This is a genomic window from Nocardia sp. NPDC058666 (assembly GCF_042714895.1).
Classification (GTDB): domain Bacteria; phylum Actinomycetota; class Actinomycetes; order Mycobacteriales; family Mycobacteriaceae; genus Nocardia.
Window position 1 is genome coordinate 395420 of sequence record NZ_JBHXRY010000004.1, and the last position, 17515, is coordinate 412934.

Genomic DNA, 17515 nt, shown 5'->3' on the forward strand with positions numbered 1-17515 from the left:
TGTCCTCGGTTCTCTGTTCGTGCTTGTTCTTTTCCCCCCCCCCCCCCCCTCCTTCTCCCCCTTCCCCCCCCACCCCTCCTCCGCCCCCTCCCGCTGCGGTCAACTGGTTGCTACGTCGGCGCGAGAAATGTCGGACTCGGGTTCGTTTCGGGCAGGTGCGACGAATACCGTTGTCGCCAAGGCGATTACGAGCAGACCGGCGCACAGGTAGCTCGATATCTCGATGCCTGCCGCCATGGCCGCGCGGGCGGCCTCCGCGAGGGGGAGGGTTCGGGGGTTCTCAGCGAGGGTGGGGATTATCGAGCCCGCGCTGTCGGTGACGGTCGAGGAGAGGTGGGCGGCCTCGGATTCGGGCAGGCCTGTGTCGGTGAGGCGGTGGTGGAGGTCGGTACCGAGGGTGCTGAAGTAGAGGGTGGTGAGCACAGCTATCCCCAGGGCTGAGCCGAGTTCTCGTGCGGCACTTTGGATTCCCGAGCCTTGGCCCGCGCTGTCGGTCGGGACGTCGGCGAGCACTACGTTGGTGACCTGGGCGGTGGCGAAGCCGACGCCGATGCCGTAGACGAACAGGGCCGCCGCAATCGCCCACCAGCTGGTGTCCGCGGCGGCGAACAGGCCGAGCAGGGCCAGGCCCGCCGCTTCCAGCAGCAAGCCGATCCGGACCTGCCCCAGGGCCGAAACCGATGCTGTCAGTGAGAAACTCGCGCCGCTGGCGACGAAACTACCGATCGCCAGTGGCACCAGCGCGAGGCCGGCCTGCAGCGCGGTGTAGTCGAGGGCGAACTGCAACCACAGCGGCAGGACCGCGATGATGCCGAATTCGCCGAGGCCGACGATCAACGTCACCACGTTGCCCTTGCGGAACGAATCGATCGAGAACAGCCGCACATCGACCAACGGTTCGCCGCCGGCGCGACCGAGCATCGCCTGCCTGCGCCAGAACAACACCAGTACGACAACAGCACCGATGAACGCCATGAGAACCGGCGAAGGTCCACTGCGCCACACGAATTCCCCGATCCCCAACGGCTGCGTGACCATCAACCACCCGTAGTGCCGACCCTCGATCATGGCGAACGCGAGCAGACCCAGACCCACTGCCGACAGCACCGCACCGAGCCAGTCGACGCGGCCCACATTCTTCGGCGCGGAGGGAAGATAGATCAGCACCGCCGCCATGATCACCGCGACCGCCGGGATGTTGATCCCGAAGGCCCACCGCCACGAGAAGTCGGCCAGCCACCCGCCCAGCAACGGGCCCACCGCCGCGGCCGCGCCGATCGTTGATCCCCAGATCGCGAACGCCTGCCCGCGCGCCTTTCCGGTGAACGCGGCGTTCACCAGCGCCAGCGACGTCGGCAGGATCATCGCCCCGCCCACACCCTGCAGGAAACGGGCCACGATCAGCAGGCCACCGCTGGGCGCCATGGCGGCGAGCAGGCTGGTGGCGCCGAACACGACCAACCCGATCAGAAATAGTTTGCGCGCGCCGTACAGGTCACTGAGCCTGCCCGCCAACAGCAGCAGCGCCGCGAACACGATCGCGTAGGACTCCTGGATCCATTGGGCCTGAATCGACGTGATGCCCAGGTCATCCACGATCGGCGCGAGGATCACGTTCACGATCGTCAGGTCGACCACGATCAGCGCCACGCCCAGCGAGACGGCGATCAGCCCCAACCACAACCGCAGCGGTGGAGTCTCGATTTCGTTCGACACATTACCTCCGTCATCAAGTTACTTTATGATGAAGGTAGATGCGGGACGGTAGGTTGTCAATCGGCGACGAACGAGAGGACGGCATGGCGAAGCAGACATCCGACGATGTCGCGGTCCAGCGGCAACGCCTGGCCGCCGGGCTCATCGACTACGGCGCGAGCTTCACCGAATTGGGCCGCCGGTTCGCGGAGACACTCGGCGTGCACTCCACCGACGCGTTCGCGCTGATGGAGATCGCCGCCGCGGAACAGGCGGGCGCACCGCTGTCCCCCGCGCTGCTGAGCAAGCGGATCACGCTGACTTCGGGCGCGATGACCACCCTGCTCAACCGGCTCGAGCAAGCCGGCTACATCATCCGCAGCCGCGAGCACACCGATCGCCGCGTGGTGACGTTGCGCTGCAGCGAGAATGCCGCGCGGCAGGCCGACGAGTTCTTCCGTCCGATCAATGCCGCGCAGGACGCGATCCTGGCCGACTACACACCGGCCCAACTGGCACAGTTCCAGACGTTGCTGGGGCGGCTGCGGTCATCGATGGACGGCCCGACCGCCTGAGTCGGAATCGGTGGCCTTTCAAGGATGTTCGCGCGCTTGTCGACCCGCCGGGACTGTCGGTGTCACGTGCTAGTTTCGAGTGGTCGGCACCCTTCGTGCCGCGATGATTCGACAGGGGAAATCTGTATGGGTGTCAGTTTGTCCAAGGGTGGCAACGTCTCGCTGACCAAGGCGGCGCCGAATCTCACCGCGGTCGCCGTAGGCCTGGGCTGGGACCTGCGGACCACCACCGGAACCGACTTCGATCTCGATGCCAGCGCCATCGGCCTGGGCCCGGACAAGAAGGTCGCCTCCGACAAGCACTTCGTGTTCTTCAACAACCTGAAGTCGCCCGAAGGCGCGATCGAGCACGCCGGTGACAACAAGACCGGTGAGGGCGACGGTGACGACGAGGTCATCAACGTCGACCTGGCCGCCACCCCGCCCACGATCGAGTCCATCGTGTTCCCGGTCTCGATCTACGACGGTGTGACCCGCAGCCAGTCGTTCGGCCAGGTCCGCAACGCCTACATCCGCGTGACCGACCGCAGCAACGGCGAAGAGCTGGCCCGCTACGACCTGTCCGAGGACGCCTCCACCGAGACCGCGATGGTCTTCGGCGAGCTGTACCGCAACGGCGCCGAGTGGAAGTTCCGCGCCATCGGCCAGGGTTACGCCTCGGGCCTGGAAGGCATCGCCCGCGATTTCGGCGTCAACCTCTGACAAGCCTTTCGTGAGGCGATCCCGCGCGTGCGGGCTCGCCTCACGATGAGTGCGGTTCGCATCCCCCAGTTCATTCGACGGCTACCGAACGGCTACCCGACTCCGCAACGATCGCCCGGTCCCCATCGGCGGGGACGAGGTCGTTGGCTAGGAGTTGAGTGTGGCTGGAATGAGACAGTGGCGTCTGGGTGCGGCAATCGCGACGGTGGCAGTACTGGCCGTCGCCTGCGGATCCGACGATCCGACCGGGCCCGCCGCGGCGCCGGGCTGGGAGCGCGACGCCACCACCAGCTACCACCGGTTGGCCACGTACCCGATCTTCCAGAACCGGCCCGCCGACGCCGCCGCGGACGACAAGACCTCCGCCGAGATCTCCGCGGTCACCGCCGACGGCAAGACCCTGATCTACACCGATGCCGGCGGCAAGCGCATCGGATTCCTCGACCTCAGTGACCCGAAGAACTCCAAGGGCGCGGGCACGTTGTCGCTGGCGCAGCTGGGCCACGCCGATGACCAGCCCACCTCGGTAGCCGTTGTGGGAGAACATGTTCTGGTGGTCGTGGACAGCAGCGGCGGTGACTTCGCCGCACCGTCCGGACGCCTGGATGTGGTGCGGATCAGCGATCGCACGAAGGTGCACAGCATCGATCTCGGCGGTCAGCCGGACTCGATCGCGATCAGCAAAGACGGCAAGCACGCCGCCGTCGCGATGGAGAACCAGCGCGACGAGAAGTTCGCCCCGGCCGGCGGCAAGGAGGGCGATCTGCCGCAGCCGCCGACCGGTTTCGTGCAGCTGCTCGATCTGTCCGGCGCCCCGCAGCAGTGGGCCGCCAAGCAACTGCGCATCGACGAGGCCGCCGCGCGCGCTGCCGGTCTGACGGCGCCCGAGGATCTCGAGCCGGAGTACGTCACGTTCAACTCCCGCGGCGAGGTCGCCCTCACCCTGCAGGAGAACAACGGCATCGCCATCATCGACGCCGCCACCGGCACCGTGCGCAAGATCTTCTCGGCGGGCAAGGTCGCGCTGGACGGCGTCGATACCAAGAAGGACGGTCTGATCGACCAGACCGGCAAGCTGGAAGCGCAGCCGCGCGAACCCGACACCATCGGCTGGATCGGCGACGATCACGTGGTCACCGCCAACGAAGGCGACTGGAAGGGCGGCACGCGCGGCTGGACCATCTTCGACGCGAAGACCGGCGAGGTGGTCTGGGACGCGGGCAACTCCTTCGAACAGCTCGCGACGCGGGTGGGCCTGTTCAACGATGGTCGCGCGGGCAAGAAGGGCACCGAGCCCGAAGGTCTCGCGGTCACCGAACTCAACGGCAAGCCGGTGGTGCTCGTCGGCTCAGAGCGCAGCAATTTCGTTGCGGCATACGATGTTTCGGATGTGAAGGCACCGGTGTTCCGCCAGGTGCTCGCGACCGGTGTGGGCCCCGAGGGCATTCTGCCGATCCCCTCGCGCAACCTGCTCGCGGTCTCGTCCGAAGAGGACTCCGCGGAAAGCTTTGTGCGCGGCACGGTCTCGATGTTCGGCTTCGGTGCCGATTTCGCCGGGTCGGAAACGCCGCAGTTCCCGTCGGTGGTGTCCGCTGATATCGCCGGTGCGCCGATCGGCTGGGGTGCACTGGGTGCGCTGAGCGCAGACCCGGCCGCCGCCGACCGGCTGTTCACCGCGTCCGATATCGCCTACGGCCCGTCGCGCATCCTGAGCATGGACGTGTCGGTCACGCCCGCGTTGATCGACAAGCAGATTCCGGTGACCGAAGGCGGCAAGCCCGTCACTTTCGACATCGAAGGCCTGGCCGCTCGTAGGGACGGCGGCTTCTACCTCGCCGTCGAGGGCAAGGAAGGCCCGGGCAACGAACTGGTCCGCGTGGCCGGTGACGGCGCGGTGCAGCAGCGGATCGCACTGCCCGCCGAGATCACCGCCGGGCTGGGCAAGCAGGGGCTGGAAGGTGTCGCGGTCCAGGGGTCCGGTGCCGACGAGACCGTGTGGGTCGCGGTGCAGCGCGAAGTGAAGGGCGACCCCAAGGGTGTCGCGCGGATCGGTAAGTTCGTCCCGAAGACCGGCGAATGGCAGTGGTACGGCTACCAACTCGACTCCACCGACGTCAAGGGCGACTGGATCGGCCTGTCCGAGATCGTGGTCGACGGTGATTCGCTGCTGCTGATCGAACGCGACAAGCTCAACGGTCCGGCCGCCGCACTGAAATCCGTTACCCGCGTACAGATCCCGACCACGCCCGGCGTCACCGGCACAACCGCGCCCGCGGTGCTGCCCAAGACCGAGGTCCGTGACCTGGTTCCCGCCCTGCGTGCCACCAACGGTTGGGTGCAGGAGAAGGTCGAAGGCCTGACCATCGCTGGCAACGGTGAGCTCTACGCCGTGACCGATAACGACGGTCTCGACGCCGCCACCGGCGAAACGGTACTGCTGCGCCTGGGCAAGCTGAACTGATCCCTCCGGGGAGGGACGGCGGCGTCCCTCCCCGCGCATTCTTTTGCGGAATCCATTCGGTCCGGCACGGCCGTGATCGTTTCGGCCGCATCGAGGAGGTAGAACGCTTCGCCGAGCTGACCTGAGTGCACGGCCCTGACATGTGTGAAACCTCCTGTGACGAAGTCGGGCGGCGACGGGTCGGGTTTGCGGTGGGTGAGCTGGTAAGGCATCTTTACAGGCAGGTGCGCCGGGAAGTCTGGTCGGCAACCCCGACTCGAGCTCCGTCGAGTGGGGTTCGATTGGTGACGGGTAACCACTCTTGCTCTTGATGCGCAGCTCAGGCTCTCTCGACCGACTGTTTCCGGCGGTGGTCCGATGACACCGCCGTCGAAGACACGTCGCACGGTCCTCACTCGCGGCAGCTGGCCCGAAACCCAACGGCTCACCTCGGTGCTGCGGCGCGAAACCGTGGGTGGTGTGCTGCTGATCATCGCGGCGATCATCGCGCTGATCTGGGCGAACACGCCGTGGTCGGGTGCGTATGAGGCGCTGCGCGACTTCCATATCGGGCCTGCCTCGCTGCATCTGAACCTGTCGTTGAGCGAGTGGGCGGCCGATGGGTTGCTGGCGATCTTCTTCTTCGTGGTGGGTCTGGAACTCAAACGCGAGTTCGTGGCCGGTGACCTGCGTGATCCGCGGCGGGCCGCGCTGCCGGTGGTCGCCGCGATCGGTGGCATGGTGTGCCCGGCGGTGATCTATGTGCTGATCAACCGTGGCGGCGCGGTGGACGGCTGGGCTATCCCGACCGCCACCGATATCGCGTTCGCGCTGGCCGTGCTGGCGGTGATCAACACCCACCTGCCCGCCGCGCTGCGCACATTCCTGCTCACCCTCGCCGTCGTGGACGACCTGCTCGCGGTCACCGTGATCGCGATCTTCTACACCAGCAAGTTGGACCTGCCGTTCCTCGCCGCGGCGGTCGTTCCCATCGCCCTGTTCGCGCTCGCTGTGCAACGCCGGATCAGTTCCCCCTGGCTGCTGGTACCGCTCGCGCTGGTCGCGTGGTGGCTGGTGCATCTGTCGGGCGTGCACGCCACCGTGGCGGGTGTGCTGCTCGGCTTCACCGTCCCGGTCCTGGCCAAGCACGGCGAACCCGACGAGCACGGGCCCGCCGAACGTTTCGAACACGCGATCCGGCCGCTGTCGACCGGCTTCGCGGTGCCGGTTTTCGCGTTCTTCGCCGCCGGTGTCACCGTCGGCGGGCTCACCGGGCTCACCGATTCCCTCGGCGACAAGGTGACCCTCGGCATCATCGCGGGCCTGGTCGCGGGCAAGCTGATCGGCATCACCGCCACGACCTATCTCACCGCGAAACTCACCCGCGCGGAACTGGATTCGGAACTGGCCTGGATCGATGTCGCGGGTGTGGCCCTGCTGGGCGGCATCGGGTTCACCGTGTCCCTGCTGGTGGGCGAACTCGCCTTCGCCGGTGACCACACCAGCGCCGATCACGTCCGCATCGGCGTGCTGTTCGGCACCGTGACCGCGGCGATCCTGGCCACCGTCGTGCTTCGCGCCCGCAACCGGGTCTACCGGGCGTTGGACGAAGCCGAAGCGCGCGACGACGACGGCGACGGCATCCCCGACGTGTACCAACACCCGCGCTGATGCGGCGCACCACCCTCGACCGCTCGACGAGGAGCACTGCATGACCCCAGCGGAATCGCTGCGCCACGTCACCATGGGCTGAACCCGAACGTCACCTCAGCTGAGCTGTCGACCACCTCGGTCGTTTCGGGTCACCGTCATGACGTTCGGCGCACCGGCGGCGGCGTCCACGTTCCGTTCAGGGCCTCGGCGTCGGGCGCGTACAGGCGCAATGTGATGCCAAGGGGGCCGGTGGGCGCGGGCAGCCAGTTCGCCACCCGATCGGGGCCCGGGTTCGTGTGCGAGATGTAGATGTCCAGCGATCCGTCGGCGTTGTAGTTCAGCGGATCTCGGTCGCCCAGCGCGTAGCGGTCCAGTTCGTTGGCGATCTGGAAGCCTTCGAGGTCGTACATCGTGACCGACCAGAACGCCGCGACAGGCGGCAGCTTCCCGGCATCGAAGTGCAGCACGTAGTCGTTGTCGCCCACCAGCGGGTTGCCCGTCGCGTCACGGACCAGCAGCGGGTAGATCGCGTCCTCGGCGGGGTTGGCGCCCAGGCCTAGCAGGGTGATGGCCGACCTGCGGAAGTAGTCGTTGCCGTAGACACCGATGGTGTACAGGATGCTCATCCAGCCGTCGACGGGCGGGATCATCGTGGTGCGCGCGGCGAGCAGATCCGCACGCGCCGCACGCACGCCCGCCTCGATCTCGGCCAGCTCGGCGGCGGAGAACCGCGTCGCGTCGAAGTCCTGACCTGCGACGATACCCAGCAACGAGATACGGGCCAGGATGGAGAAGTCGGTGCGGTGCGGGGGAATCATCCGCAAGACGGTGGCCGCGTGGCCGAAGAACTGCGTCGCGGGCATCTCGTTGACCTCGCGCAGCGGTTCGATCTCGCCGACCAGAGCCGGATCGGGGACAAAGGGTGGGCGGTCGCCGAGCTCGATGATCCGCAGACCGGATTGGAACTCGTTGACCGACGCGTAGTCGTCGGGGCCGTTCGCCTGGGTTCGCCCGATCACCCACACGATCGGGGTCGGCGCCTGAATCACCGCGATGCCGGCGGGTAACTGCCCGCGATAGTCCGGCCCGACCACGACATAATCCTGCGCCTCGGTGCCGGTGGTTCGCTTCCCCGGACTGGCGAACGCGTCGGTCCAGGCGTCGAGCATGGGCATCATGTAATACCGGCCGTGACTGTCCGGAATATGAATCTGGACCGGACCGTGGGTGAGGTCCAACCACGCCGACGAGTACAGCGTGTCGAAATTCGGGCGTACGACCCCGCGGAAATCGACATCCGGCAATTCGCGCATGTGATGAAACTGGTTCGGCGGCCCGAAACCCGGCGTGGACCCGGTCGGGGAGTTCGTCTGCTGCTGGCGGGTGACATCCATGGTCACCACCGAGTAGAAGTAGACATACGCCTCGTAGCTCAAGGTTTGCAGATCACTGGACAACACACTCATCGCGCCTCCGTCTCAGATCACGGCCCCGATGGGTGGCCGCGTCCATTGTCGGTGCCGGGGCCGCGTGAAACCTCACCCACAGCGGATGAATTTGCCCGAGACCGAGGATTTGGTTGCGGCGACCATGATCGGATAGAACTTGCTTTGCTGTCATCAGTACAGCAAACGTTCAGCACGCCAACGGAATACGGCGTGTACAGGTGGATAGGAAAATCATGCGTCGGACTACCGGCAAATTGTGCCGTCAGGCTCTCATCGCGGCATTGCCCCTGGCGGTCGCTGTGACCTTCGCGGGCGCGGGGACGGCTTCTGCCGACGTCGCGGGCGTCGCCCCGCAGCAGGCCCCGGTCATCCAGATGGTCGCGGCCTCGCAGGAACTGGTTCCGGTCCAGCAGGAGACGGCTCCGGTCGTCGAGCTGTGGGCCGCGGCGGTCGCCGAACAGCCCATCACCCCGGCCGCCACTCCGGTCGCGGCGGATCTCGAGGACATCGCCACGAATCCGAACGCGGCCAACCCCAATCCGATGGCCAACGGCGCGGCCGCGGGTGCGGTCGTCGGAGCAGTGATCGGCGCGACCATCTGCGCCCTCACCATCGTCGGCATCCCCCTCATCCCGCTGTGCGCCCTCGGCCCCGCCCTGCAGGGCGCCCTGATCGGCATGCTCGTGGGCGCGGTCGCCCCGGACGTCGTCCCGCAGGTCCTTCCCTGATCCTGGGAATCGACTGCACCATCGCTATGCGCGGGAACTGGTCACCACAGTGATCTGCTCTGACGCATGACGCCACAGAAAACGGTCCGGGTCTGAAATCGAGACCCGGACCGTGTCGCGTTCGATACCCCCGCACCAGAAGCCGCGCTGCCTCGGAACTTGCCGGTGTGATGTTCGATGCGATGGCCGAGTCGGGCGGTGAATTCGGTGATGAATTCGTCGGTGAGAGGTGGCCAGCCCCAGAAGTCGAAGGCGAGGGCGCCCAGGGCGAAGCCGTCGTCCCATTGCCAGGTGGTGATCGGGCTGTTCGTGGTGCAGAAGGTGCAGGGGGCGGCGCCTTCGCCGGAGTCTCGCCAGGAGTCGATCGCGTCCGAAAAGGGTTGCCACACTGCGGGATCGGCTTCCCAGGCTTGCGGGTAGTCGATGATCACGGTCGTTACCGCGCACTGCGGGCAGGTGGCGCCCGCAGGTTCGATGCCGCCCTGACCGGAATAGTGCGCGTTGCGCCCGACGATGACCGCCACCGGCCCGCAGATCCAATCGTCGCCCCAGTGGTTGGCGATCTCCGCCCAAGCCGGGCCCGGGAGATACCCCTCGTCGACCTGGAGGCTGTACATCGCGTCGCCCGAGGTTTCCCGAAGGAGCCACCCGCGCGACACCATCCAGTCGACCATTCGCTGCGCCAACGCGCCCGCGTCCACGGCAGCTACCTCGAGATCGACAACCCGTTCGAAGAAATCACCCACACCCGCATACTGCCATCGGCACCGACGTCGGTGACGGCGCGCAGGTCACTTCGGGACCGCTATTCAACATGTATTCAACGAAAACGGCAGGCCATCGCCGCTAGGGCTCTGACCTCGCGCCTGGCCCTACCGAACCCGTTGCGCAAGGTTGGCCCACGTAAGCGTGTGAGGCGGATCTCGCCTCACACGCTCGCCCGTCTATCGAGAGCGGTTCGCTCGGACAGGATCATGGCTGTCGGTAAAGCGCAGGATCCGTGGGATCACCTGGTCTGGATTTGCCCACAACAGATCGTGTCCGATACCGGGATAGATCTGAACCTCAGCCTGCGGGATATGGTTGCGGGCGCGAGCCGCTCCGAGCTCTGGATCGCTGACGACGGTCTCGGCGCCGAAGAGCACCAGGGTCGGGACGGTGATGGCCGCAAGCTGATCATCGGTGAACGGACGGTCCCACGGCGTCGCCATACGGAACTTCATAGTCGCCATGGCGCCCGCGAACTCCTCATCGGTGGGCTCGTAACCAGGCATCAACCACTTGGTGAACTTCCGCATCTTCTCGGGAGTCGGGCGCATGCCCGCCGTGATGAACTTGAAAAGCAGACTCCAACGCGGCTTGGCGAATGTTGCCGCGCTCGGTTCGAACAAGGTCAGGCTCGCCAAACGCTCGGAGCGGTACACCCCGGTCGCACCGGCCAGCCAGGAGCCCAGGGAGTTTCCGACCAGATGGACACGATCCTCGCCGAGGCCGACGATCACCTCGCCCATCCACTTCGCGATATCTTCCGCGTCGCGCAATGGTGCTGTCTGCACACACTTCCCGGCCCACCCCATAACGTCGGGGGTGTATACGACGTGGTCTCGTGCCAGATCCTTGATGAACCGCGACCACACGAGGCCGTTGCCGCCGATACCTGGCAGCAGCATGATCGGCGCGCCTTCCCCCTTCCCGGATTTGCGTACACGTGTCGTCCCGAACGACGTTTCGACGTCGACAGTGGTCGATGGCACCGGCCATTTCGCCGCTATGGCGTCGTAGACGCTCAGGAAGGTCGCCTTCGCTTCCTCACTGGTGAATCGCCCGATCTTCGGCATCGTGTTCCCTCCCTTTCATCGTTTTACGGTATGACCGTACCGCATTAACCGGTATAAGCGTACCCCTTAAGGCGGTATGGGTATACCGTCTAGGCTGATGCGTCCACGATGACCCACAACAGCGAGGTGACCGCGCTGATGCCACGATTGGTAGACCATGAACTGCGGCGACGGGAGATCACCGATGCTGTGCGGCGCGTGATCGTCGCCGGTGGACTTGACGCGGTGACCTTTCAGACCGTCGCCGCTGAATCCGGATTCTCAGTGCGGGTCGTGCAGTACTACTTCGGCACCAAGAGGGACTTTCTGCTGGCGACCCATCGCTCGGTGATGGAAGACGCCGGCGCTCGGTTCACGAAGCGATGGACCGCACTCGGCGCGGAAGCCACGCCCCGTGAAACCGTCCGAGCGGTGTTGACCGAACTACTCCCCCTCGATGACCAGCGCCGCGCGGAAACCATCGTGCTCGGAGCGTTCGCCTGGGCAGCGATCTGCGGCCAGGGCATCACCGCCGAAGAAACCTTCGCTGCACCCCGGGCTTTGATTGCGATCGTCGCCGAGCAACTCCGGCGGGACCAGGCCCACGATGTGTCGGCGTCCTGCGATCCTGAGCGCGACGCGGAGCTCATCGCGATGGCAACCGGCGGCCTCGCCCATGGAATGCTCCAAGGTTTCGGCACCGCACAGACCGCGATCGGACTCCTGGACCGCCTTCTCGACCTCACCTTCGGTGTCGAGGGTGACCGAGCGGAAGCGACCCACCACTGATCGCAGGATCTGAGCGATGCGGGTCTGCTAACGCGCTAGCCTCCGAGTAACCGCGGCAGCCAACTCCGGGCCGACCGGAAGCGTGCGCGCGAACACCTCACCGGCCGCCTGTAGATCTTTGCCGTGTCCGAACATCTTCGTCAGCCTGCGACGTAGAAAGTTCCGACGCTCGGCGTCTGGAAACCGCCGAGGCCCGGCAGGGTGGCCGTGACCAATATCTGGCCCGGTCCGGTGATGATTTCGGCGCGATCGGCTGACCAGTCGGTGATCGTTCCCGAGGCACCGGTGGACAGGTTCTGCCAGGTGTAGACGTACCCGTGGCCCGCCGGTGTCGGATAGATCGCGCCGTGTCCGTGCGACACCGTCGGCTGCACCAGCGCGGCCCCGTTGGCGGGGTTGGCAGCAACGATCAGCCCGGGTACCTGTAACCGCGTTTCCGCCGGGTACGAAGGCTGCGCTGCCGCCGCACCGGCCGCCGCGATGGCGACGAACAACCCAGCAAACCCCACCAGAGCCGACGTTCCGACTGTTCGACGCACCTGCGCTCACCTCATCTGTAGTTCGGATACTCCGCGGGTACATCCAAACCACACAGCCGACCGTTACAGATACAGCAACTCTATGGCTACAAGGAATTTGAACGCGACGGACAGTCGCGCATTCCCGCCTGCTGAGTGGCTGCCGGTCGACCGGCAGCCAGCCGCCCCGATCCGGACGGCTCGGGTAGGCGATCCATCGATCCGGGGTCGTATCCGCGTGCCCCCCGCGTGCCCCTAACCGCGGTATCAGGCGGTAAATCAGGGCGAAAGTCGCACAGAAAACCGGCCAGTCTTCCAACTGTGATAGAAACAAAAAACACCCCCTGACCTGCGAAGGTCAGGGGGTGTAATGTGGTCCCAGCTGGTTTCGAACCAGCGACCTTCCGCGTGTGAGGCGGACGCTCTCCCGCTGAGCTATGGGACCGAACTTTGTGTCGGGCGGGTTTTGATGGCCGCTCGAACGAGATGGAACATTAGCATGAGGCACCGGTAAGACACCAAATCGGCTGGTGAACCTATGGTTCGGGGCCCTCGACACTCAGGCCGACCACGCCTTCAGTCGGTCGGCAATCTCAGTGACATCGACGACGCCCGTGGCGACCTCGTTCATCAATATCTCCTGCTCGGTCGGCATGGGCCGCAGTCGCACGCCGTTGATTCGGAGCATCATCGCGGCAGCGAGGAAGGCAGTGCGCTTGTTGCCATCAACCAATGCGTGGTTGCGGGCGATCGAATGGAGCAGCGCGGCAGCCTTCATGTGCAAGGTCGGATAGGCGTCTTGGCCGAACACTGTCGCCTGCGGTCGATGCGCCGCCGACGCCAACAACCCATAGTCGCCGACCGACGCGTCGGTGCCGTTCACAGCTGCAGCGATGGTGAGAAGTTCAGAGATGTCGAGGTAGGCGACTGTCACTTGAGCCGCTCCATCAGGTCAGCATGGAGTGTCATCTCCTCACTGAGCATCGCCGCGAACACGTCTGAGCGGCGGGTGAGATACACGTGAATCGCCTCCTGCGCCAGGTCTTGTTTACTGCGACCCTCGCGAGCAGCTTGGGCGGTCAACGCGTTGTCGTCGTCATCGTTGAGCCTCAAGGTCATTGCCATACTGATGATGGTATCAGGTAGGTATCACCGCCGAACGCCCTCGACGACCCGAACAACACCGGAGTAATTCACATTTAGGGCCATCTACCAGGCGATTTGTAGTCTGTGGTGAACGTCGGCTAATGTTCTCATCGCACCGCAGAGAGCAGCGAAACCGAGAGGCAGAGCCGCTCTCCTCAGTGTGAAGTAAATGCGGATGTGGCGCAGTGGTAGCGCATCACCTTGCCAAGGTGAGGGTCGCGAGTTCGAATCTCGTCATCCGCTCGAGAGGTAGGTAAGGCACTTTAGCCCCATCCTCCTTTGTACGGTGGAGTGGCCGAGTGGTGAGGCAACGGCCTGCAAAGCCGTGCACACGGGTTCGATTCCCGTCTCCACCTCGCGCGATTAGCTCAGCGGGAGAGCGCTTCCCTGACACGGAAGAGGTCACTGGTTCAATCCCAGTATCGCGCACCACCGTACTACGAGTCAGGCCCCCTTTCGAGGGGGCCTGACTTGTTTGCGTTGCCGATCTGGGCGGCGTCTGTAACCCAGATCACTGTCTGCACGGTTTGACGGTGCGCTCCCCTAGTATCGGCACACGGCGTCGCCGGGCCGGCGCGGAACCGGCGGTAGGGAGAGGTAACCAGTGAGGCAGATCCTGTTGGCGGCGGGGATCGCGCTGGTTGTCACCATCACGCTGACGCCGGTGTTGATTCGAGTGTTCGCGCGGCGCGGGTTCGGGCAGGAGATCCGGATCGACGGGCCCGCCAGCCACCACGCCAAACGCGGAACGCCGACCATGGGTGGGTTGGCGATCGGGGCGGGGGTGTGGGCCGGGTATCTGGGGTCGCATCTGATCGGGTTGCTGTGGGGCGCACCGGGACCCAGCGCTTCGGGAGTGCTGGTGTTGCTGCTGGCGTCGGCGTTGGGGATGGTGGGGTTTCTCGACGATTCGATCAAACTGCGCAAACACCGCAACCTCGGGCTGACCGCCGCGGGCAAGTACATCGGGCAGATCGGCGCCGCGGTGGTGTTCGCGGTGCTGGTGCTGCGGTTCCCCGGCGCCACCGGGCTCACGCCTGCCAGCCGCAACCTGTCGTACGTGCGCGACATCAGCACCATCACCTTCGCGTCGCTGTTCTTCGTGGTGTTCATCGTGTTGCTGGTGGTGGCCTGGTCGAACGCGGTCAACATCACCGACGGGCTGGACGGGCTGGCGGCGGGATCGATGAGCCTGACGCTCGGCGCGTACGTGGTGATCACGCTGTGGCAGTACGACAACTCCTGCGAGATCAGCCCCGGACGCGGCTGCTACACCGTGCGCGACCCCAGCGACCTGGCCATGGTCAGCGCGGCGGGGGCGGCGGCCTGTATCGGGTTCCTGTGGTGGAACGCGGCGCCGGCCAAGATCTTCATGGGCGACACCGGATCGCTGGGTCTGGGCGGGCTGTTGGCGGGCCTGTCGATCACCAGCCGCACCGAACTCCTGGCAGTGGTGATCGGGGCGCTGTTCGTCGCGGAGATCATGTCCGTGGTGCTGCAGATCGTGGTCTTCCGCACCACCCACACGCGACTGTTCCGGATGGCGCCGTTCCACCACCACTTCGAACTGAACAACTGGCCCGAGACCGCGGTGATCATCCGATTCTGGGTGCTGGCGGGGATCGCGTCGGCCACGGGACTGTGCCTGTTCTACGGCGAGTACGTCGCCTCGCTCTAGTTGTCGGAACCTGCCGATACGCTGACCGCATCAGCGAGGGAGGTCGCCACGGTGAGTGCCGAGATCGTCAAGGAGCCGGGTCACGATATCGCCGGTGATGTCAGCTTCGAGCTGGAAGAGCTCGACGAGCTGGTCGGCGAACTGCTGACCGAGCACGCCGAACGCGCGGCCCGTGATGCGCGGATCGTGGGATTGCGGCTGGGGATCGGCGGGCAGCGGCCGGAAACACTGACCCGGATCGGTGCGCGGTACGACCTGGCCCGGGATCGGGTGCGGCAGCTGTATACGAAGGCTGTCGGGCAGATCGTGCGCGAAGCCGATCGCACCGGACACCGGTGCACGACTGTGTTCGCGCACCGCTATCCCCTGGACGCGGGCGATCTGCGGCTGGTGCGGATGCTGCTGACGGAAACCTATGCCACCGATACCGACCTGGTGGCGATGGAGTGGTCCTATCTGAAGCTGCGGCTGGCCGGGCACGAGCAAGGCGATGCCCGGCGCGTGGCGGGGTATGTCATGCAACGAATCCTGGGGTGGCAGAAGAAGACCGCGAGCATCCTGGCCAAACTGCACGTGCCCGACGACGGCATCGAAGCGCTGCCCCTGGACGACATGCAGTGGTTCGACGGACCCGTGGCCGCGTTGCCCACCGAGTCCGCGCGCGTGGCCGACGGCGACGATGACGGGCGCGCGCGGTTCTACCTGGCCAAGGCCGGTCGCGACGTCGCCTACGACTCCGCGCTGGTGGCCCGATTACTGCGCACCCTGGACGCCGACCCGGCGGTGGCGGCGTTCCAGGAGGAACCGACCGCGCTCACCTACCAGTTCGGCGGCGAGGATCGGGTGCACTATCCGGCCGTGGCGGCACAACTCACCGATGGCCGGACCGTACTCATCGATGTTGTTCCGCTGGGTCGGATAGCGTTCCACCACAATCGGATTCAGAGCGAACTCGGCCGCGCCTACGCTCACGAACACGGTTGGGGATGGCTCGTGTGGACCGGCAGCGCACTGGGTGCCGGTCGGCTCGAGGCCAGGTCGGTCGACGCTTCGCTCGAGCAACGACTCACCACCGACCTGGAACAAGGCCCGTACGACCGGCAGTCACTGGCCGCGGTCGCCACGGAAACCGGTCTGGACCTGCTCGACCTGAGCGGACTCGTGCTGCGCAACGACTGGCAGTGGGATCGAATGCCGATGCGGCTCAGCGCATCACGATCGCGCCGACCATCACCGTGAGCACCAGCAGCATCGCGCAGCACACCAACCACTGATACTGATTCAGGGTGCGGTCCATCCGGCGCAGGGTCGCGCGCAGACCCGCGGCGATCCGCTGCTGAGCCATGAGTTCGCTGCGCAACCCCGCGAGGGTGATCGCTTCGGCGTCGGCGTTGGCACCCGCCCGGTCGATGCGGTTGTGCAGGCGGCCGACCAGGCGCTGCTTGTCGCGCACGGCCTGGCGCGACACCGCCAGCTCCACGCGTTGGTCGCGCAGTTCCGTGCGCTGATGCTCGATCATCGCGGCCTGCGCCGCGGTGTGCCGTTCCCAGGTGCCCACTTCGGCCCACCCTCCTGTCGTGAGATCCGCGTGCCCCCAATGGATTCGGCCGTTCACCCAGCCGTCGAGGAAGTCGCGCAGTTCGGTGCTGTCGTGCGTCGGGGCGGCGAAACCGGTCGCGCCCGCGGCGAGCATGCCCTGGTCGATCCGGTAATCCGCGGCCGAGGGGGCGAAATCGGCGACGCCGACCGCGGGCACCAGCGGCACCCAGAAACCCTGCGGGCAGATCCACAGCACATCGTCGATACCGGCCGCCTGCAAGCGTTTCCGGTGTTCGCGGGCCGCGGTGATGTCCAGCGGACCGCTGCGGACCTCGACCACGCAGCGCCGGTCGCCGCGACGCCAGTAGAGGTCGACGGGAATATCGTCGATCCGGGCGTCGACCTGCGCCTCGTCGGCGCCTGCCGCGGTGAGTCTGCCGCAGATCCAGTGTTCCAGCCGTTGCGTATTCCACTGTGTCGCCGCGCATTCGGGGCAACCACAGCCGTACCCGGTGCGCTCGGTGACCGCGCGCCGACCCCCCTCGGAAATTCCGAGTTCGTCGAGCAGCGCCCGCCGTCCGCACGCCACCTGCGTGTCGCTGCGCCGCTTCGTCCTCACACCATCACTCCCTCACCATGGGACCCGTCGTGCGCTCACGCTCACGTCCTGGACATCAGGTTCCCGCAGGCACCGACACGGCGCCAGCCCCCTTGACCCGCGTTCGGGTGCGTCACCGACCGGTGATCGAGATCACAAACGCGACTCTGCTTGTATATCAAGCCATTT

General features: G+C 65.9%; 16 protein-coding genes and 4 tRNA genes. 11 read left to right on the forward strand and 9 right to left on the reverse strand.

The annotated features are described in order from the left end of the window. Positions 1-99: 99 nt before the first annotated feature. Complete coding sequence (locus tag ACFWVD_RS13510; RefSeq protein ID WP_379242342.1) at positions 100-1716, reverse strand: DHA2 family efflux MFS transporter permease subunit; 1617 nt, start codon at positions 1714-1716, stop codon at positions 100-102. An 83-nt stretch (positions 1717-1799) separates the two neighbouring features. On the opposite strand from ACFWVD_RS13510, the gene ACFWVD_RS13515 reads away from it, so the two are divergent. From ACFWVD_RS13515 to nhaA, 4 genes are all read left to right on the forward strand, one after another. Continuing rightward, positions 1800-2270 (forward strand): MarR family winged helix-turn-helix transcriptional regulator, encoded by a 471-nt coding sequence (locus ACFWVD_RS13515; protein ID WP_379242344.1) that lies wholly within the window; start codon positions 1800-1802, stop codon positions 2268-2270. A gap of 126 nt (positions 2271-2396) precedes the next feature. Then, the gene (locus tag ACFWVD_RS13520) at positions 2397-2972 is read left to right on the forward strand and encodes a TerD family protein (RefSeq protein ID WP_379242346.1); all 576 of its coding nucleotides are present in this window, start codon (positions 2397-2399) and stop codon (positions 2970-2972) included. 169 nt (positions 2973-3141) lie between these two features. Next, on the forward strand, positions 3142-5433 hold the full coding sequence (locus ACFWVD_RS13525; RefSeq protein WP_379242512.1) for an esterase-like activity of phytase family protein: 2292 nt from the start codon (positions 3142-3144) through the stop codon (positions 5431-5433). Positions 5434-5790: 357 nt separating this feature from the next. Continuing rightward, positions 5791-7083, forward strand: a complete 1293-nt coding sequence (gene nhaA / locus ACFWVD_RS13530) for a Na+/H+ antiporter NhaA (RefSeq protein ID WP_379242348.1) — start codon at positions 5791-5793, stop codon at positions 7081-7083. Between the two features lie 137 nt (positions 7084-7220). Here the strand turns inward: nhaA and ACFWVD_RS13535 are convergent, their stop codons facing one another. Then, positions 7221-8531: a DUF1254 domain-containing protein gene (locus ACFWVD_RS13535; protein WP_379242350.1), complete on the reverse strand. Its 1311-nt coding sequence runs from the start codon at positions 8529-8531 to the stop codon at positions 7221-7223. A 215-nt stretch (positions 8532-8746) separates the two neighbouring features. On the opposite strand from ACFWVD_RS13535, the gene ACFWVD_RS13540 reads away from it, so the two are divergent. Beyond that, positions 8747-9241 (forward strand): hypothetical protein, encoded by a 495-nt coding sequence (locus ACFWVD_RS13540; RefSeq protein ID WP_379242352.1) that lies wholly within the window; start codon positions 8747-8749, stop codon positions 9239-9241. Between the two features lie 41 nt (positions 9242-9282). Here ACFWVD_RS13540 and ACFWVD_RS13545 read toward each other — a convergent pair whose 3' ends face one another. Together ACFWVD_RS13545 and ACFWVD_RS13550 are read right to left on the reverse strand one after the other, a co-directional pair. After that, positions 9283-9987, reverse strand: a complete 705-nt coding sequence (locus tag ACFWVD_RS13545; protein WP_379242354.1) for a hypothetical protein — start codon at positions 9985-9987, stop codon at positions 9283-9285. A 198-nt stretch (positions 9988-10185) separates the two neighbouring features. Further along, complete coding sequence (locus tag ACFWVD_RS13550) at positions 10186-11079, reverse strand: alpha/beta fold hydrolase (protein WP_379242356.1); 894 nt, start codon at positions 11077-11079, stop codon at positions 10186-10188. A 108-nt stretch (positions 11080-11187) separates the two neighbouring features. Here ACFWVD_RS13550 and ACFWVD_RS13555 point away from each other — a divergent pair, with 108 nt between their 5' ends. Continuing rightward, entirely contained in the window at positions 11188-11847 is a 660-nt protein-coding gene (locus ACFWVD_RS13555; protein WP_379242358.1) for a TetR/AcrR family transcriptional regulator, read from the forward strand. Positions 11848-11987: 140 nt separating this feature from the next. On the opposite strand, the gene ACFWVD_RS13560 is transcribed toward ACFWVD_RS13555, so the two are convergent. The 4 genes from ACFWVD_RS13560 to ACFWVD_RS13575 all read right to left on the reverse strand — a co-directional run bounded on the left by ACFWVD_RS13560 (position 11988) and on the right by ACFWVD_RS13575 (position 13490). Further along, the gene (locus tag ACFWVD_RS13560) at positions 11988-12386 is read right to left on the reverse strand and encodes a hypothetical protein (protein ID WP_379242360.1); all 399 of its coding nucleotides are present in this window, start codon (positions 12384-12386) and stop codon (positions 11988-11990) included. Positions 12387-12738: 352 nt separating this feature from the next. Beyond that, positions 12739-12810: transfer RNA gene (locus tag ACFWVD_RS13565), tRNA-Val, on the reverse strand. Positions 12811-12924: 114 nt separating this feature from the next. Beyond that, complete coding sequence (locus ACFWVD_RS13570; protein ID WP_379242362.1) at positions 12925-13299, reverse strand: type II toxin-antitoxin system death-on-curing family toxin; 375 nt, start codon at positions 13297-13299, stop codon at positions 12925-12927. Beyond that, positions 13296-13490 carry a hypothetical protein gene (locus ACFWVD_RS13575; protein WP_379242364.1) on the reverse strand — a complete coding sequence of 65 codons (195 nt, stop codon included), beginning with the start codon at positions 13488-13490 and terminating at the stop codon, positions 13296-13298. Before ACFWVD_RS13575 ends, ACFWVD_RS13570 begins: the two co-directional genes overlap by 4 nt. A gap of 192 nt (positions 13491-13682) precedes the next feature. Between ACFWVD_RS13575 and ACFWVD_RS13580 the strand changes: the two genes are divergently transcribed. The 5 genes from ACFWVD_RS13580 to ACFWVD_RS13600 all read left to right on the forward strand — a co-directional run bounded on the left by ACFWVD_RS13580 (position 13683) and on the right by ACFWVD_RS13600 (position 16428). Then, positions 13683-13754, forward strand: a tRNA-Gly gene (locus ACFWVD_RS13580). 42 nt (positions 13755-13796) lie between these two features. Further along, positions 13797-13867 (forward strand) — tRNA-Cys (locus ACFWVD_RS13585). A gap of 1 nt (position 13868) precedes the next feature. Continuing rightward, positions 13869-13943: transfer RNA gene (locus ACFWVD_RS13590), tRNA-Val, on the forward strand. Positions 13944-14115: 172 nt separating this feature from the next. Beyond that, the gene (gene mraY / locus ACFWVD_RS13595) at positions 14116-15189 is read left to right on the forward strand and encodes a phospho-N-acetylmuramoyl-pentapeptide-transferase (RefSeq protein WP_379242366.1); all 1074 of its coding nucleotides are present in this window, start codon (positions 14116-14118) and stop codon (positions 15187-15189) included. 51 nt (positions 15190-15240) lie between these two features. Continuing rightward, positions 15241-16428 carry a hypothetical protein gene (locus tag ACFWVD_RS13600; protein ID WP_379242368.1) on the forward strand — a complete coding sequence of 396 codons (1188 nt, stop codon included), beginning with the start codon at positions 15241-15243 and terminating at the stop codon, positions 16426-16428. On the opposite strand, the gene ACFWVD_RS13605 is transcribed toward ACFWVD_RS13600, so the two are convergent. Continuing rightward, complete coding sequence (locus tag ACFWVD_RS13605) at positions 16394-17347, reverse strand: hypothetical protein (RefSeq protein WP_379242370.1); 954 nt, start codon at positions 17345-17347, stop codon at positions 16394-16396. The genes ACFWVD_RS13600 and ACFWVD_RS13605 overlap by 35 nt on opposite strands. Between the last annotated feature and the right edge of the window lie 168 nt (positions 17348-17515).

Bases quoted from the DNA above. Each gene is read 5' to 3' on its own strand.
- ACFWVD_RS13515 (WP_379242344.1), top strand. From the start codon at position 1,800: ATGGCGAAGCAGACATCCGACGATGTCGCGGTCCAGCGGCAACGCCTG.
- ACFWVD_RS13520 (WP_379242346.1), top strand. From the start codon at position 2,397: ATGGGTGTCAGTTTGTCCAAGGGTGGCAACGTCTCGCTGACCAAGGCG.
- ACFWVD_RS13525 (WP_379242512.1), top strand. From the start codon at position 3,142: ATGAGACAGTGGCGTCTGGGTGCGGCAATCGCGACGGTGGCAGTACTG.
- nhaA (WP_379242348.1), top strand. From the start codon at position 5,791: ATGACACCGCCGTCGAAGACACGTCGCACGGTCCTCACTCGCGGCAGC.
- ACFWVD_RS13535 (WP_379242350.1), bottom strand. From the start codon at position 8,531: ATGAGTGTGTTGTCCAGTGATCTGCAAACCTTGAGCTACGAGGCGTAT.
- ACFWVD_RS13540 (WP_379242352.1), top strand. From the start codon at position 8,747: ATGCGTCGGACTACCGGCAAATTGTGCCGTCAGGCTCTCATCGCGGCA.
- ACFWVD_RS13550 (WP_379242356.1), bottom strand. From the start codon at position 11,079: ATGCCGAAGATCGGGCGATTCACCAGTGAGGAAGCGAAGGCGACCTTC.
- ACFWVD_RS13555 (WP_379242358.1), top strand. From the start codon at position 11,188: ATGACCCACAACAGCGAGGTGACCGCGCTGATGCCACGATTGGTAGAC.
- ACFWVD_RS13575 (WP_379242364.1), bottom strand. From the start codon at position 13,490: ATGGCAATGACCTTGAGGCTCAACGATGACGACGACAACGCGTTGACC.